The organism is Pseudoalteromonas atlantica (genome assembly GCF_043641955.1).
GTDB lineage: Bacteria > Pseudomonadota > Gammaproteobacteria > Enterobacterales > Alteromonadaceae > Pseudoalteromonas > Pseudoalteromonas atlantica_A.
The window spans coordinates 278,701-296,507 of sequence record NZ_JBHZRV010000001.1; the positions used below are offsets into that span (position 1 = coordinate 278,701).

Annotated in this window: 12 protein-coding genes; 3 read left to right on the forward strand and 9 right to left on the reverse strand. The window is 41.9% G+C overall.

What is annotated here, in order from left to right; translation table 11 throughout:
• Positions 1-29: 29 nt before the first annotated feature.
• The 8 genes from ACHUE3_RS01230 to ACHUE3_RS01265 form a co-directional block, all read right to left on the reverse strand.
• A complete protein-coding gene (locus ACHUE3_RS01230; RefSeq protein WP_394189375.1) occupies positions 30-2,663 on the reverse strand; it encodes a glycosyl hydrolase family 18 protein in 2,634 nt (877 codons plus the stop codon).
• A 65-nt stretch (positions 2,664-2,728) separates the two neighbouring features.
• On the reverse strand, positions 2,729-4,342 hold the full coding sequence (locus ACHUE3_RS01235) for a lytic polysaccharide monooxygenase (protein WP_394189377.1): 1,614 nt from the start codon (positions 4,340-4,342) through the stop codon (positions 2,729-2,731).
• Between the two features lie 67 nt (positions 4,343-4,409).
• Positions 4,410-7,586: a glycosyl hydrolase family 18 protein gene (locus ACHUE3_RS01240; RefSeq protein WP_394189379.1), complete on the reverse strand. Its 3,177-nt coding sequence runs from the start codon at positions 7,584-7,586 to the stop codon at positions 4,410-4,412.
• Between the two features lie 421 nt (positions 7,587-8,007).
• Positions 8,008-8,196 carry an alternative ribosome-rescue factor A gene (locus ACHUE3_RS01245; RefSeq protein WP_394189381.1) on the reverse strand — a complete coding sequence of 63 codons (189 nt, stop codon included), beginning with the start codon at positions 8,194-8,196 and terminating at the stop codon, positions 8,008-8,010.
• Positions 8,197-8,366: 170 nt separating this feature from the next.
• Positions 8,367-10,904 carry a TonB-dependent receptor plug domain-containing protein gene (locus ACHUE3_RS01250; protein ID WP_394189383.1) on the reverse strand — a complete coding sequence of 846 codons (2,538 nt, stop codon included), beginning with the start codon at positions 10,902-10,904 and terminating at the stop codon, positions 8,367-8,369.
• A 294-nt stretch (positions 10,905-11,198) separates the two neighbouring features.
• The gene (locus ACHUE3_RS01255) at positions 11,199-11,849 is read right to left on the reverse strand and encodes a UPF0149 family protein (RefSeq protein WP_394189385.1); all 651 of its coding nucleotides are present in this window, start codon (positions 11,847-11,849) and stop codon (positions 11,199-11,201) included.
• Positions 11,850-12,276: 427 nt separating this feature from the next.
• A complete protein-coding gene (locus ACHUE3_RS01260; RefSeq protein WP_394189387.1) occupies positions 12,277-13,230 on the reverse strand; it encodes a sensor histidine kinase in 954 nt (317 codons plus the stop codon).
• On the reverse strand, positions 13,220-13,777 hold the full coding sequence (locus ACHUE3_RS01265) for a heme NO-binding domain-containing protein (protein ID WP_394189389.1): 558 nt from the start codon (positions 13,775-13,777) through the stop codon (positions 13,220-13,222). The genes ACHUE3_RS01260 and ACHUE3_RS01265 overlap by 11 nt, the downstream gene beginning before the upstream one ends.
• 295 nt (positions 13,778-14,072) lie before the next feature.
• Here ACHUE3_RS01265 and nosR point away from each other — a divergent pair, with 295 nt between their 5' ends.
• Both nosR and hemH read left to right on the forward strand, forming a co-directional pair.
• The gene (gene nosR / locus ACHUE3_RS01270; protein ID WP_394190250.1) at positions 14,073-15,350 is read left to right on the forward strand and encodes a response regulator c-di-GMP phosphodiesterase, NosR family; all 1,278 of its coding nucleotides are present in this window, start codon (positions 14,073-14,075) and stop codon (positions 15,348-15,350) included.
• Positions 15,351-15,513: 163 nt separating this feature from the next.
• A complete protein-coding gene (hemH, locus tag ACHUE3_RS01275) occupies positions 15,514-16,533 on the forward strand; it encodes a ferrochelatase (protein ID WP_394189391.1) in 1,020 nt (339 codons plus the stop codon).
• Between the two features lie 91 nt (positions 16,534-16,624).
• Here the strand turns inward: hemH and arfB are convergent, their stop codons facing one another.
• Positions 16,625-17,038, reverse strand: a complete 414-nt coding sequence (arfB, locus tag ACHUE3_RS01280; RefSeq protein WP_394189393.1) for an alternative ribosome rescue aminoacyl-tRNA hydrolase ArfB — start codon at positions 17,036-17,038, stop codon at positions 16,625-16,627.
• A gap of 119 nt (positions 17,039-17,157) precedes the next feature.
• Here arfB and ACHUE3_RS01285 point away from each other — a divergent pair, with 119 nt between their 5' ends.
• Positions 17,158-17,718 carry a short-chain dehydrogenase gene (locus ACHUE3_RS01285; protein ID WP_394189395.1) on the forward strand — a complete coding sequence of 187 codons (561 nt, stop codon included), beginning with the start codon at positions 17,158-17,160 and terminating at the stop codon, positions 17,716-17,718.
• The last annotated feature ends 89 nt before the right edge of the window (positions 17,719-17,807 follow it).

Genomic DNA, 17,807 nt, shown 5'->3' on the forward strand with positions numbered 1-17,807 from the left:
GAGAGTAGGTCAGGTGGCGTTTGTTTAAATTAAAGTAACTTCCATACGTCAGCTGAGCCTGGCTCGTTTCCTTGAGTCCACCACTTAGCTTGGTATTTGTTGCCGTTGTGAGACACTTCATCACCGCTGTTATACACAGCTGATGACTGCCAAACAACACTGCCAGAACCGTCTACAGGTTGTGATGTTGCTTCCCATACGCCGCCTAAATCAGGACGATTACCTTGAGTCCACCATTTTGCTTTGTATTCAACGCCGTTATAAGTCACTAAATCGCCACCTACGTAAATCGCAGCCGCATCCCAGTTACCCTTTGGTGGTACTGTTATATCAGTGTTTGTTACCTTAACAGTAAAGCTTTGTGTTGTGCTTAGCTCACCATCGCTCACAGCTACCGATACAGTTAGATTAGTATCAGCATCAACATTGCCTGCCTCTAAACTAACGTTTGCGCCGCTACCTACAAGGGTTAAACCTGCAGGCACTGTCCATGTATATGAAAGTGCATCGTTTTGCGCATCGGTTGCAACAACTGATACGTTAGCAGATGCGCCTTCTTCTACACTTAAATTGGCAATTGCGTCAACACTTGGCGCGGTGTTATCACCACCACCTGTGGTAGGTGCAATCACGTTTACGGTTACGTCGCGGCTTACTGTTGCTTCGCCATCAGATACACTAACCGTCACTACGTATTGCGTGTCAACCGTAACAGCAGGTGCGGTAATCGCAAGAGATGCACTGTTGTCACCCGATACAGCTAATGCGCTGTCTGCCGTCCAGCTAAAGCTTAGTGGATCGTTATCAGCATCGGTTGCAGATGCCACGACAGTTACACTTTCACCTGCATTTACAGACACGGTTGAAGACACTGAAAGCACTGGCTTTTTGTTACTTGGTGGGTTAACCACACCGCCTAAACCATCGTGCATGGCGTTAAGGATATCACCATTATCGGCATCGATTTCCCATGCAAATAAACCACCTAGGTTGTATTGCTTAACATACGCACCTTTAGCAAGTACCGAGCGGCGGTTATCATATGTGATCAACTTACCATTACTACGATTCCATACATAAGCGGCTTCTGCCATCTCGTCGTAACCCGCTTCAAAACCATTAACGCCTTGCTCATCAGCACCTAGCATATAGGTTTTAATGCCTTTATAGTCTATTACGCCGTCTTCCCATACACCCTGAGCAGTAGAGCCTTTTAGCTTACCATTACCTGGTGCGGTCATTGGGTTACCATCAATAGTGGTATTTTGTGGGTAAACACCTTCCCAACCACGGCCGTACATGGCTGCGCCTACGACAATTTTTTTCGAGTCTACGTTCTGTGCAAGTAACAACTGAACAGCGTTATCTGTTGTATAAGCTGGGCCTTTACGTGGCTCGCCATTTTCATCTAAGCCAGTGCCGTTACATTGGCCTACACTCATGTGTTCACCACAGTAAAGTGCCGTTTGGTGTCCTGTTACGCCACTCCATGCACCGTAAAAATCGTAAGTCATGGCAAAAATGTAATCCATATATTGACTTGCTGCTTGGTAGTCAACGTCTTCAATTTTGTCATAACCAGCTCCAATTGCCGAACTGAGTTCGTAAGTACGCCCTGTTTCAGCTTCAAGTTTATCAAGCATGGCACGTAGCTCTTGCATTAGCGCTACATACGCTGGGCCATCGTTCACTGGGTCGCCAATGTCTGGGTTAGGACCATCGCCACCAGGAAATTCCCAATCGATATCCACACCGTCGTAGAATTTCCATGTTCTTAAAAACTCTTCCATTGAGGCTACAAACGTATCGCGGTTAGCTTTGTTGGTAAAACCACCGAATGGGTCTGATAATGTCCAGCCACCTACTGATGGTAAAATTTTAATATCTGGGTAGCGCTGTTTAAGTGCCATTAATTGTGAGTAAGTACCGCGAATAGGGTCTTTTGCATCAACGCCTGGCAATGCTTTTTGTACTGCTGCCCATGGGTCGTGAATTACCACTTCGTAATCAGCAGAGCCGGCACACGCTGTATCAAGTGCACGCTTAGGGCCACCAGTTAATGATGCGTTTTCACCACAAATTGGAATAAAACCATATAAAATGTGGCTTAAGTTTTGGGCTGGCATATTCGTTACATCGTAATCACGGCCATAAATACCCCACTCGACAAAGTAAGCGCCTGTTACAAGGCCTTCTTTAGTGCCAATGTCGCGGTTATTAGGATCATAATCCATTGGTAGTGGCGCTAAGTGGCCGCCGTCCGTATCTGCAATAACAATGGGTTTGCCTGCACTACGCGCACACGTTGTGCCGCCTTCACATAGCTCAACATACATTGTATGACGGCCTGCTTTATCATATGGGAATGAAATAGTGCCTTTTTTGCTACCTGCTGCAAGTGCGCCTTCATTTACTAGCATGTCATCAAAGTATACTTTGTAGCTGTCGCCACCGTCACCACTCCAGGCACTCCACTCAATGTTGATGGTTACTTCATCAACGCGTGAAACAAGTTGCTTATATGAACCCGTGCCCTCTAAATCCACTTGTACAAATGAATACTGTTGTGGTTCCCAATTAATGCTTGGTGTAGAGGGTGCTGCTGCTGCGGTACTTGCAAATAAAGCAACACCAATGGCTGCGCTTAGTTGTTTGATATTCATAAGTCTCTCTTATCCATTATTTATGTAATTATTTAATAAGTTTGAACTGCAAAACTTAGGCTTTATTAAAGTTTGCTCCATACATTGGCTTGCCCTGGCGTATCACCCTGGGTCCACCATTTAGCGCGGTAGCGCTGTCCTTGATACGTTACTTCTGCGCCACCTTGGTAGGCTTTGCTGGTATTCCAAGTGGCCGTTGTGTCAGCTTGCGAGGCTGACTCCCATGCCGCTGAGCTATCTGGTTGTTGGCCTTTATTCCACCATTTAGCGGTGTAAATTACGTTAGCAAAACGTGCTTTGTCGTTTGCTTGATAGGTCTGAGTGCTGTCCCATTCAGGGATTGTTGGATCAACAGGATCTATTGGATCTACAACAGATACATCGTTAACCGTGACACTAAAGCTCGTTTGGGTACTTAATTGGCCATCCGACACTGATACTGCAATGGTGTAATCGGTATTTGCTGAAACTTCTGCTGTGGTTAAATTGATATTGGCACCAGAGCCTGTAAAGCTAAGAGGTGCAGGTACTGTCCAGCTGTAAGTTAATTCAGTTTGCTCATCATCAAAGGCATGCAGATGAATCGCTGTTGTGGTGTTTTCATCCACCACTAGGTTATCTGGGGTGTGTACAATGGGTGCGGTGTTTGTTGGCGCATTTTGCACACTTAAGGCGTAAGTGTAATTTGCATCGCTGCTGTACACTTGGTTAATCAGTACGTCGGTTGCATCAAAAGCAATGTCGCCTGCTTGGTTTTGCACCCCAACTTGCACTAAATGCGCGTAATCAAGGTTAAGCTGCTCTGCCAATGCTTGTTGCCAATTTGCTTGATTGTCGGCATTGATTTTAAGCTGTTGATTGATCACCTCTTGACCTGTTTCGTCAAATAAACGTGCCCATACAGTGTCGCCTGCAATAGCGTTTTGCCCTTGGCGAACAAAGTAACCCACGCTAGTCCATGAATTTGGATCAGTCGGGCCTGCGTCATTTACTATGTTGATATCACTACAGTTATAAAAACCTTCACCTACCACATCATTACGTTGCCAACGGCTATATAAAATGGCTTCGCCGCTGCGACCTTGCGGTATGGCTACATTCATTTCGTAATAACGTTTACCGTCGGGGTCTTTAACAACCTCAATATTGTCGTGCTCTTGCACTAGCTGTAGGTCTTGCCAAGTGAGTACATCAGTTGCGCTGTTGAAGCTTGGCTTGGTGATGTAAAACTGCCAAAAGCTTGGGTTGTGCGGGGTTGATGCAAGGTAACGTATTTGAATATCACCATTGGCATTGGGCACAACATCGCTGCGCTGAAAGTGTGGTGAAGGTAAATCCATACCGCGTTTTGCGTTATCGCCACCGGCACATAACAGCCCGTTCGGTACTTTTGCCTCAACGGCGGCTTGGTTTAAGTAATCAGGAGTATTAACTGAAAACTCAATTTCTTGTACAAACTGTACGGTGCCTGATTCTAAGTACGCAGCACGACATGCTAAGTTTGGAATACTACTGCCATCTTTAGGCCACCAATAACCGCCATCGGCTTGGCAAAATGCTTGGCGGGCTTTAGGGCTGTCCATGTAACCATGCGCATTAACATGTGCTGGCGCTATACTTAAAAGTACTGTACTTGCAATTGCAGATAGCGACAGTGTATTTAATTTGATTGATGTCATTGTGTTGTCCTTTTAAAAGACTCTGTACGAGGGTGAGTAAATGCTCACCCTCTTTTATTGTTATTATTTACAGGCTACAGCTTTTGCTCCAATCGGCAGTGCCAGGCTCTGAGCTGGTCCACCATTTGGCTTTATACACAGCATTGTTGTGCACCATTAGGTCTCCGCCAGCAGCATGGCTTGGGTTGCCTGCCCAGTCGGTTTGAGGGAAGTTTGGATAAACCGCAATATCAGCAATGGCTACACCTTCACATGTACCTGACGTGTCACCACCTCCTGTACCGCCGCCAGTGTCACCACCGCCATTACCTGGTGTTGCATCTGGTAGCATTGGGTATTCAGCTTTGAATGCGTAAGTTTTGCCATCTTTTTCAATGGTGAAGTTGCTAGGTCCTGTAATTGGCATGTAGTACATAACTTGCGCATTAACAGTTGTTCCAGCACTAAAGTCTTTAGGTTGACCGCCCCATTCATTGTTCAATGTGATTGAGAAACGGTGGAATTCGTTCTCAAAACCACCAATATTATTACCGGCTGCGTTCGACCCATTCACCTCTACTGCCATGCCCAATTTTTCTTGCGCATTCCAGTTAGATTTAAAAATAGCTGAGGTTGATACCGGCACATCAAATGAAATTTTTGCACCACTTAAATCAAGGCTAGAGTTATTAGTAAATGCAAACGTTGGGCTGATTGGGTAGTTATCATCGCCAATTGGGAAGTCTTTTGCTGCAAATGTTACATCTACTGCTTCAGCAGGCACTGTAAAGTTTGGATTTCCGCCATGCACATCATATGCAACACCGCTTTGATTAAACTTATCGTAAGCAAGTGAGGTTAATGTAGAACCCATGAAGTACTCACCTTTGGCTGAGTCATAGTCAAAGTCACCTGCCAGCTCCCAGAACATAATACCGCCTAGTCCATTGTTGATAACGTAGTCAACTTTTGTAGCCATCGACTCTTCATCTTCAATTGATAAAAATACTTTTTTATCTGCGTTCCATAACCACGGTGCAACGGCAACGCTGTCATAGTGACGAGTGTAAGTACCCGTTAAGCGATCATCTGCGTCGGTATCTGGTGTTAAGCCATACACGCCTAAATACGAACCAACAATGCCATTTTCAAGATTTTTAACATGCCATAATGGGTTTGAACCGGCTGGCATTTCTTGACCTGCATCGTTCTTATCATGCCAAAGGTTATCAATGCCTAGTGCACCATTACCGCATTTGTTTTTCTCACCTACGCCAGTACCTTTAGCGCAATCAGCTTGGTTTGGTAACGCCGCTTGGCCCCATAAACCGTTTGTTCCGCCTGATACATCTTTGAAGCCACGGGTGTAATACGGTAAACCAATATTGATACGACCTGCTGACATCGCACCACGGAAGTAACGCACTGCCCAATCAGTATTTAAATAACCAATACCTTCAAACTCTTTGGTGCCGTATACATTCCATTGCGTAAGCTCTGAGTCTAACCCGGTATCAAATAATGCCGCGTTATGGCCTACGTGTGAGTTCCATGCGCCATGTAAGTCGTACGACATAATGTTAACGTAATCGAGGTATTTAACAGTTTGGAATGTTTCCATACCGCGAAGTAAATAGCCTGATGACGGAGAAGCAATTGTCAATAAGTAGTGCTTGCCTGCAGCTTCACCTGCACGGTCTAAAGCCTCACGTACTTTTTTCATTAGCACTTGATATGAGGCATTTAAACCACCACGACGTGCGTTTGAAATTGGGAAATCATCAGGATGGCCTGAGTCGTTCATTGATGATGGATATTCGTAATCGATATCAACCCCATCAAAGCCATACTTTTCAATAAATTCAACAGCACTTTGCGCGAATGCGTTAATACCTGCATGGTTAACTGAACCATCAGCATTGGTGGTCATAGTGTAAAAACCACCGCTGGCAACACGGCCTGTTTCATCGAAGTAACCGCCGGTTTCAGCCCAACCGCCTACAGATATGAGTGTTTTTACATCTGGGTGTTGTTTTTTGTATTTGTTTAACAGGTTAAAGTGACCTTTGTAGTTAAACTCTGGGTCCATTTCAGCACCGACTACGCCTGGCCATTCCATATTAGTGGCAGGGTTATTTGCTGACGCAGGATCGCCAATTGATACTTTATTGTTTGCATCAACATGGGCAAATGCATAGTTGATATGGGTGATTTTATCCCACGGAATATCGTTAACTAAATAGCTAGGTTGACCATTTGCGCCATTACGCCAGCTAGTAAAGTATCCAATCACACGGCGTGGGTGATCTGGGCCCATGATCTCACGACCATCTGCATCATAAATCGTACAGTAAGGCGTGTTTACGCCAGGTGTTTGATACAAACCTTGTGGACGACAATCGCTGCCCGTAACTGGACCGGTATTTTCGTCAACAACCGTTAATACTTTTGTTACTTGCGCTGTTGCACCGTCGTTATCTGTTACTGTTAGAGTAAAAGTTGCCTGACCGAGCGCCGTTGCTTGCCATGCAAAACTACTTGCAGCTGAGCTTGATTGATGAACATCCACCCCGTTTGCAGCAAAGCTTAGGGCGGTTACTTGGCCATCACTATCTGTACCAGAAAGTGAGAACACAACCTGCGAACCAACAATAAGTTGCTCCGGTAGCGTACTAAACGAAATAGCGGCTACAGGCGCCTGATTTACAGGGTCAACTACAACGGCATCGCTCACACTAATTGTTTGTGTAATTTGTGGCGATTTTGCACCTTGGTCATCTGTTGCAACCGCACTTATCTGGTGTGAACCAGGGGTAGCCTGCCAATTTGCACTAAACGGTGCAGTGGTATCAACGAGCACTGAAGTGCCATCAACAAAAAATTCTACATTTGTGACCGTGCCGTCTGGATCTGTCGCTGAAGCCGATATGACAACGCTGTCTTTATCAGCAAATTGAGATCCATCAGCAGGGCTTAAGCTTGAAATCGATGGGCTTTCATTTTCAGTGACAGCGCTGTCACATCGACCCAATAATTTCCACTCTTGCCAGTCACCTGCATTCTCCACAGGGTTTGATTGCGTCCACCACTTGGCTTCATACGCGCTTCCTTGTGACTGCACTTGGCTTCCGCCAGTATGTATTTGACCTGATTGCCATGAAGTTAGCGCACTACAGTCAACTGCTGCATGCGCACTTAGGCCAATAACGCTAAGTGATAGAGCACTTAACTTAAAGGCATTTATTAATATATTACGTGAGCTCATCTGCTCCTCCGCCCAGGGGTTAAAATAACATTTATTTTACAACTGCATTCAAAATTAACACAGTTTACACATACGTCAACTAAATATTCGAAAATAAAGGTACAAATACAGGCTAAAAACAAATAAAAAAGGACTTTTAATTTTAAATTTTATAGTTACAAAGTATTAAGTTAGCAGGTAATTAGCTTATATTTGAGATAATGTGACATACCTTAACTGAACATTAAGTTAACATTAAATTAACTTTACTTTATGAGTATTTGCGCGGGCTTGAGCTGAGGTTTACGCTAACGTAAAAAGCACATTCTGGGGATAAATTGTGCTTTATATAACCAAAAAGCCCCACATTAGAAAAAAGTTATCTAAGCGGGGCTTAATTTTATTATTATTTGGCAAAAAGCCTTATTTGATTACTGCTTTTTTAAGCAGCCATTAAATAAGACTCTCGTCCTACGTGTTTGTTGTTGCGGCTGTAAGAACCTTTGCCTTTTTTAGCTTTAACAACTTGTGGCTTAAACACTTTTGATGTAACTAATGCGGCTAACGCGTTGTCACGAATAACCCCACGACCGGTGTCTAATTTGCTGTTTGATTTGGTTTTTTTACTCATACTGTTCCTTTAAATATTAGGGCTATTAATCCAGGGGATTTAGATGGCGATTGTAGGCTTAATTTTCAACTGCGCAAGTGTTTTAAATACGTTTTAGCGCTTTATTTTACGAAAAAAGCGCAGTAAATACTGCGCTTAAAATTATGTGGTGAATGATTAAAACTTAGTTATTAAAAACTAAAGCTCACTTTTGCGTAATAGGTCATGCCATCAAAGCCGTAAGGTAATGCTCTAACAGGATATTTAAACGCTTGGTTGGTAATAAAATCAAGCGCTTCGTCTTGACCTAACTCATCTGGCGTTACATCAAATAAGTTATCTACACCCATGTTTAACGTCAGCGATTCATTTAACTCATAGCCAACATTAACATCAACTAACACCGCCGATTCCACAACACTGGTCGCTTTAAATTCACCTGTAGGTGATAACTCATTAGGTAAACCAATATGATCATTACCAAAGTATTTAACATCTGTTTCACCAAAGTAGTTAAAGCGCAGCATGGTGCTGATTGCATCTCGTTGATAATCAAATGTTAAAGTACCCCGCTCGCCCGGTTGTCCATTGGTTAAAAAACTGCGTTGAATGTCATCCAAGGCAATACTTTGTGGTATTCCCGCAGGCGCATTTACATTATCTATTTCAGTTGTGTTTAAGTTACCTGCGAACGTTGCGGAAAAATTACCGTCATATAAATCAGTTCGATATGAGGCAATAATATCCACACCTTTGGTCGTTGAATCCACTGAGTTTGAGAAGTAAGCAGCTTGATCAGCACCGGTTTTTGCTAAAGCAGCCACGGCATCAGGGCTAAAGGCTACGTCACTTGCCGATAAGAAGCTCCCCAGAGTAATGCGGTCTTCTATGGCGGTATGATAAAAATCAACGGTTAATGACAGCTCACTACTTACATCATAAACAAAACCAAAGCCGATATTTTCAGAGCTTTCTAACGCTAAACTCTCTACCCCGAGTGCTGCTGGAAACTCAGAGCCTGCTGTGGCAATAAATGATTGCTCAAGTACACCGCCAGCACCTAAGTTAGTGGTGTAAGCAGTGTATGCACTTTGTTGCAATGACGGCGCTCTAAAGCCAGTCGAAAGCGCACCGCGTACTGCAAAGTCATCTGAAAATTCATAGCGTGAGGCTATTTTACCAATTAAGTCATCACCCGCATCTGAAAAGTCTTCATAGCGCAACGCTGCACTAATATTCCACTCATCCGTTACCATGGTTTCTGCATCAATATAAATGGCATAACTTTCACGCCCTTGTTTATTTGATGCTTCTGGGCGAAGCCCGTTGTAAGCTTGGAAGCCACATTCTGCAAATTGGCTTACATCGTTTACCGCAGGATAAGAGGTGTCCGTGTTTGCTAATCCACAGGCATAAGATGCTTCATCGCCTGGCACTATTTGATAGTTTTCTTTACGGTATTCTGCGCCTACAGCTAAATATATCGGCTCGCTTGTACCAATATCAATAATACCATTAAGGTCTGCATTAACTGTGGTTTGATCAAACCTAAACCCACCTGAATAACCCCCATTTGGGCCTGAATTTGCAGCGATATCTGCATCGCTCGCATTAGGATTATTAAATAGGTATTCAGCCGCGTACGAAGCATTTAATGTATTGCGTGAGGTAAAATCGTATTGGTTTTCACCATAGACCGCCGACACATCGTAACTCCAATCTGTGTTTAGGTCGCCTTTGAGGCCTAACGCAACTGAAATATCCTGCGCTTCATTATAAATGCGCGGTAGAAAACCATCGCTGTAGACTTGAGTTACGTTTTTAGCAGCAGCATCAAAGTTACGATAAAAACCATTACCTAAAGCAGAGCGCTCGGAGTAACCACCAAATGAATAGAGTTCAACATCGCCCATTGGCAGCGCCATGTTGTAAAACAATGATGTGAATTCACTATCAGCATTACCTTGCCCCCAGCGTACATCATCGGATAAGGTTCCGTATGGCACATCTGATGAACCGCCAATGTCACGTTGCGCGCGGTTAGTACCGTCAGCATCACGATACTCTGCAGAGAAGTTGATGAAACCGCCTGCATCTGAAATATCAAAACCACGGTTCAAACCAATAGATAACGTATCACCATCACCTTCTTTGGTGCTGCCCATTTGGACATAACCTTTGGTAATACCTGTTGAATCATTTAATGATAGGTTTATTACCCCTGCAATGGCGTCAGAGCCATACTGAGCTGCGGCCCCATCACGTAAAACCTCAACTCCTTTTAGTGCGGATAATGGAATCGCGTTCATGTCTGTTCCGGCTGCACCTGCTCCCACGGTGCCAACCAATCCAAATATTGATTGGTTATGGCGACGTTTTCCATTAACTAAAACAAGGGTTTGATCAGGCTGCAAGCCGCGAAGTGTTGCAGGACGAAATAGATCCGAGCCATCCGATACCTGCGTACGTGAAAAATTAAACGAAGGCGCCGTTGCTTGTAAGCTTTGACCCAGCTCTGTGAATCCTCCTTTATTTAGAGTATCCGCATCAATTAAATCAATTGGCGAAGAAGACTCGGTAACCGTACGGTTTGATACACGAGATCCTAATACGGAGATTTGTTCTATATTTTTATCAGCCTGAACTGGCTGTTCTTGGGCTACTAAAGGAGAAGCGCTAATGGCGAAACCAACTGCCATTGCGATGGTACTAATACGAAGTGTTGTCATTGTGTATTCGACCCTGTTACTGATCTTGCTTGTGGATTGCAGCACACTCAAGTAAATTTATAATTATTGGTTTAGGCCACTATTTAACGGATCTGATGTTTAAAAAGTAAATAATGCCTTGCCAAGCATCCTAGCAATATCTTTCTCTAAAAAGAAACACATTTAGCTAAGACAATGGTCGAAATATGCAATTTTTATCTATATTTTATTATTAAAAACTCATTTGATTGAATTTCACACAAAAAAAAGCATGATTATTCAAATCATGCTTTTAGAAGATTTATAGAAATGTGTTTAACCTTCTTCCTCTAACAATGCGAGTTTTTCATCTTCTAGCATTAAGGCCATTGAGGCAATTGAGACTAAGCTTTCATCTAAACCTGTAAAAAGAGTCGTAAACCCGGCACTGAGTGTTGTTGGATCTGTGTGCTCTGCTAATGCTTTATCCCACATTGCAAAAGTGGCGAGTAAATTTAGGCTTGCTTGAAAGTTATCAACAAACAGCTGGCCATCTTCTTTTGGCTTGTCTTGCTGTTTATCTACATTGAGTAAAAAATTAAAGTCTTGCTGCCATACTTCTTGGTTTAGCATGTAAGCAGCTAAATAGCCCGTGCACCAATTTTGTAATGCAACACTGGGAGCCTGTGTATTCTCTGCTGGCCCATAGAGTGTGTTTAAAATATGTTTTTGAGCAATTTGCGCTTCAGTTAAGCCGTCTAGCAGACTATGCATAGCGTCGCGCTCTTTTGAATCGTTCATCAATGTATTGAACACAGCTTCATTATCACCTGCAATGTAACTGGCTATTTCTGATTCACCATAAAACTCTGAACACGCAAGTAATCCACTGATAAAACCCAGTACATGATCAGTACTTAATTTATTTGACTCAGAATGTTGTTGCAATAAACTTGCAAGCAGGTTCAAGCTGTCTTCGTTGATCATAATTTTCCCTAAAATTTTACGGCACTCAATACTATTTATAAATACAGTAGAGGGTTAAACTAATTTATTCAAATATTTTAACAAATTAACAGAGGTTAGATTTTATATAATCGCCCTAGGGTCTGTTTACCTTTCAAGGTTAAATTTGCAGCAGTCTGTTTGGTATTTAGGCAAGGCAGCGCCTATGTGGTGTGGTATTCCCCATAAATAGGCGATAACGCAGCATCAATGCCAAACAGGCGCTGCCCTTCGGGTTCTACCTAGGGGCGATTTGCTCTTTGTTGCCTACATGGATGTAGGTAAGGGGCGTGAGCAGGACGCGCAAGCTTTGCTCGATTTTGACTTAGCCCACTAGGTTACAAACCTCGCGCCGCGACCAAACCGCCCCTAATTTGAACGAATTTTAATCTGCAAAGGTCAACAGACCCTAGAGGTTCACTACTGGGAAGAAACAACTCACTTTTGTACCTTGATTCTCTGTACTGTCTATGTCAATTGTTCCTAAGTGATCCGTCACCATGGTATACACTAATGACATACCCATTCCAGTTCCTGTTCCAACTGCTTTTGTGGTGAAAAAAGGATTAAAAATTTGCGCCTTTACATCATCGCTCATTCCACAGCCATTATCAGTCACTGATATAACTATTTTTTCATTCTCAAAACCAGTATGTACATGAATATGCCCATCTCGTTCGCCCACTGCATCACACGCATGCTTGGCGTTAATCAATAAGTTAACCACAACTTGGTTAATGGTTGATAAGTTGCACATGCTCAGTGGTAACGTACTAATACTCGTGGTGATGTTGTAATTATTAAGCTGATTTTTTAATAACTTTAAAGCGTTTTTGACACCATCAGACATATCAGAAAGTTCTTTTTCATTATTTGATGGCCGTGAAAAGTCCAGCAAATTGCTGACAATCGTGTTGATTCGTCTGAGACCTTCGTCACTGTCTTCAATGAGTTCTTTGATCTCTGCGCCTATCTCAATAAACGACTGTGATGTTCGTAATTTTTTTAATGCGCTTTTGAGTTTCTCTTGCTCCAGTTTTCCAGATACGAACTGTTCATTTAATAGAAGTATTTTATCTATTGTTAAGCGTGTTTGCAGTAGGTACTCATTATTACTCATTACATAGGCAAGTGGGTTATTTATTTCATGTGCTATGCCCGCCGCTAAGGTGCCAAGCGTAGACATTTTTTCTGCTTGAATAAATAACTGCTGCTGAACCTCGAGATCAGCGACTTTTTTTACTAACTCTTGATTAAGCGCATACAATACTTGGCTTTTGTCTTCAATTAATTGCTCGGCTCTAAGTCGAGCTGCGCGCTCTTGGTGGTAAGCTTGCTCAAAATCGGTACTTTTAGCCGTCATCTTCTAACCGTGTGTAATAAACATTTAAAATGCATGATTCAGCACCTCGGTGTTGGCATTGTGGATGTGTTATTTTAACTGCCATATCAAAATGTTCGCCAGCTCCATAAATCAAGCCTTCAGCTAGTATGCACAACTTTCGCGGTGAGTTGTAATGTATTTCAATATGCCCTGATCTAATCATCATACAGCGCATTGTCGGTAAGTTAGCACCATGATCCAGCTTATTTACTTCTTTGTGGATCACGTTATTAATGTTCAAAATCAGTGCTTCAAAATGAGCAAAGCGGCTAACCACAACTTCATAATGGTGCATTAAGTGCGCAAATAGATGACGGCCAAATAAAGCTAACACTTCATCAAGCGTTAATTGAAGCTCTTCACAAATGTCAGTAACCATGGCATAGAGCTCTGCGTCGGGGTAGTCATTAACTACCACATAACAACGGCCTGTGGGAGTATGTTTATTTAGTAGGCTATCCCAGTATGAAGCATCTCGGTGTTGCAACACCATGGTCTCTAAAGCACGAAAAATACTTCCCTTCATTGTGATGTAATTCCAAAAAGTTGTACATCTATTATTAATATTTCAGGGCTTGCGTGACTTATCTGTACTGCAAAAAATATAATATCAGTGATAGTGAATCATCTCCGATCAGTTAAGTATAATAGGGTCTCAGATATTATATTTGTGACACAATACATTTTTATGATTTAAAGCACTTCTAATAAAATTAGCACAATTTATTTTTTTAACACGTTTATAAACCGGGTTTCACGCGCTATGTTTAAACTGTATAAAAATAAAGGGGTTGTTTGTGGCAAAGTCAGCGATTCAAATTATGTGTATAGACGATGATGAAATAGTACTTCGTTCTTTATCGAGGCTGCTGAAAAGTCAGCACAATGATGTATTAACTTTCACAAACCCACTACTAGCATTAGAACAAATTAAACAGCACGAGTTTGCAGTGATCATTAGTGACATGCGTATGCCGCAGATGAATGGCGCTGAACTGTTTAATCAGGCGCAGGCTATTTCGCCGGATTCGCAAAGAATTTTAGTCACGGGCTTTACCGATATAGATACCACCCTAGATGCTGTAAACAAGGGCAAAATACATGGTTATATTCAAAAGCCTTGGCAAAACAATTTGCTAATGAGCACAGTGACTGACAGCATTGAAAAGTATAAATTAAAAAAACAAAACCAACGACTGCAACAACAAATAACAAAGCAAAACAAACAACTCAAAGAGCTCAATAATTCATTAGAGCAGCGAGTTGAAAAGCGCACCAAACAAATAAAGTTGGTATTAAAGCAATTAGAAGTCGCAAATGCCCACGAGGTAAACGAGCATCAAAGCACTGTTGAGGTTTTGTATAACTTTATTAACGCCAACCCATACATAGATGGCACTAAAGCACAAAATATTGCTAATACTTGTACACAAATAGCCAAACAATTAAAACTGCCACAAAAAAAAGTTGAGATGGCATCAATGGCCGGCTACCTTGCACAAATAGGGCTACTTGCTATGGACCCTGATCTTTACAAAAAACCAGTTAATGAATTAACAGAGCAACAGCGGAAAAACTTTTATACCCACCCCAGTACAGCCCAATTAATGCTTATGCCTGCAACTCATTTACATGAAGTTTCAGAAGCTATTTATCATCAATATGAGTACTACAATGGTAATGGCATCCCCAAAGGTATAAAAGGAAATGAAATTCCCCTTAGTGCAATGATTTTGGCAGTCGCACGAGATTATTGGAATACCTATGAAAATGGCAATTTAACACCCGAAATGCGCCACCAAAATGCAGTAGATAGCATTACGCGTTACAGTGGCAATTTTTATCATCCTAAAATTGTATCTGCGCTTGAGCAATGCCAGCTAACATGTATAAAACAGCAGTCTCAAGTAGGCTCAATGCTAATAATTAATGCTCAAGAACTAAAGGTAGGTATGGTTTTAGGCCGTACGTTACATAGCCATGCTGGAATTATGCTTTTACCAAAAGGTCATGCCTTTAGCGCTAAATCAATTGAAAAGTTGCAGCAACTTGAAGCTAAAAAACCTTCGCCATTTAGGATCATGATCAAGACATCGTGATTAAGTGATCTTTATTAGCCTTTCATTCGTTACAATAGCATAATAATATACCCAGACTACCTTAAGGTGCGCAATTGTGCGTTTCACAGAAACAAGCATCTTCGTGTAGCTTGGCGTATATATATGAATTTTATCTAATTACTGTCTATTTTAGGAGCAGTGTGTGTCGCGATTTTCAGCCGTTACCGATAACCCTCATGATCAGCGTTTTAATCAAAAAACCGGAATTTTACTTACCAATCTAGGTAGCCCAGATGCACCCACCGCGAAAGCTTTACGTATTTATTTAAGAGAGTTTTTGTCTGATCCTCGTATCGTCGAAATACCTCGGCTGATATGGATGATGATACTGCACGGTATTATTTTACGTATTAGACCTAAGCGCTCTGCAAAGCTATACGAAAGTATTTGGACAGAAAATGGCTCACCATTAACGCACATTACTCGCCAGCAACGCGATAAACTTGATGCTTTCATTAAAGCCCAAGGGTTTACAAATACAGAAGTTGTGATGGCAATGCGTTACGGTAATCCATCAATTGAAGCAGGCCTTGAGCAACTTAGAGACAAAGGCTTAACACGAATTGTTGTATTACCTTTGTACCCTCAGTATTCAAGCCCAACCACTGGATCAACCTTTGATGCAGTTGCTAAAGTTTTGCAAAAATGGCGTTGGGTACCTGAGCTTCATTTTATCAATGGCTATCATAAAAATGAACTATACATAGATTCCCTTGCTAATAGTGTAAGTGAAGACTTACAAGCTAACGGTACACCACAAAAACTGGTTTTTTCATATCATGGAATGCCGAAGCAGTTTTTAGATAATGGCGATCCGTATCATTGCTTGTGTTTGCAAACCACGCGTCTTGTTGTGGAAAAACTAGGCCTAGATAAAGACATGGTAATAAGCACATTTCAAAGTCGATTTGGTAAAGCTGAATGGTTAAAGCCATACACTGACGCCACGCTTGAGTCGTTACCGGGTGAAGGTATTAAAGATATTGCTATTATCAGCCCTGCATTTAGTGCTGATTGCCTTGAGACGCTGGAAGAATTAGAAGGCGAAAACCGTGAAATATTTGAGCATGCAGGCGGAGAAAAATACCGCTATATTGCAGCGTTAAACGACCGCGACGACCATATCAGTGCGTTATTTAATGTACTAAAACCCATGCTTTAACTAAAGCTGTTATTTTCGAGGCTGTCTCACCACTATTTTCATTTTTAAGTAAAGCAGAGCCTAGAATCTGGGTGCTCCCCATAAATAGGCTCTAAAGCTTTACATTGCCTCGCAGCGCTTTGGTTTGTCCATGTTTGGTTTTTTTATCCATACGCTTGCGCTGCGAACTTCTGCTTGGTTTTGTTGCACGGCGAGCGCGTTGTAGCTTCGTGGCTGATACAATCAAGTCTTTTAAACGCTTTAATGCATCTTCCCTATTGAGTTCTTGTGTTCGATGGCTCTGCGCCTTCAAAACAATAACGCCTTCTTTTGTAATTCGACTATCATTAAGTTGCAGTAGGCGCTGTTTGTAAAAGTCAGGTAATTTTGAGCGATTAATATCAAAACGCAGGTGAATAGCGCTAGCCACTTTATTAACGTTTTGCCCACCAGCTCCTTGCGCCCGTATCGCGGTGAGTTCTACTTCCCACTCATCGATTGTTACTGTATTTGAGATAATTAACATTAGGTTCAGATAGTTTTGTCAAAATAGCATTGTAACATTTGTTAGTAGTTGAGCCCACATATTGGCGCTTTACTCACAGATATACTTTAATCAAGCAGACTATTTATAAGGAATTTAACATGAAAAAACTAGTGATGGCGCTGAGTTTAATGGCAATGAGTTTTTCAAGCTTTGCTAAAGATATAACTGAAAACGAGCTAAAAAGTTACATTCAAGCCCTTCCCGCAGTTGTTGATTGGTCAAATGATCAAGATGCACTTAAAAGTGCTAATTTAAAAAGCTTACTTGGCAGTTCAGATAGCAATAACAATGCGTTAGCATTAAGCGCACTGGGTATGATTAAAGATAATGATTTATATAAAGAATTTGCAACACTTACCAACCAGTATGGTTTTACACCAGAGCAGTTGCTTAGCGTAGGATCTGAAGTATCAATGGCCTATTTTGAGACTATAAAAAGCGACTTATCACCCGAGAATAAAGAAAAAGTAAATCAGCTAATGGGTGGACTACAAAGTATGAATGCGACTAAAGATAAAGGCGCGAGTTCAATGATGGGTATGGTAGGCAACTCTGCAAGTGCAAAGAGTAACGAGGCACCTTTAGTAAGTGCTCATAACCTTGAGCTTGTTCAAGAATATATGCCGCAATTAAAACGATTATATGCTGCTTTGCAATAATCATTATATAAAATAAACGAGCGACCCTAGGGTCGCTTTTTTATTGCTTGTTATAATTGCATCTTTATACTTAAGCTATTGTGGTACTA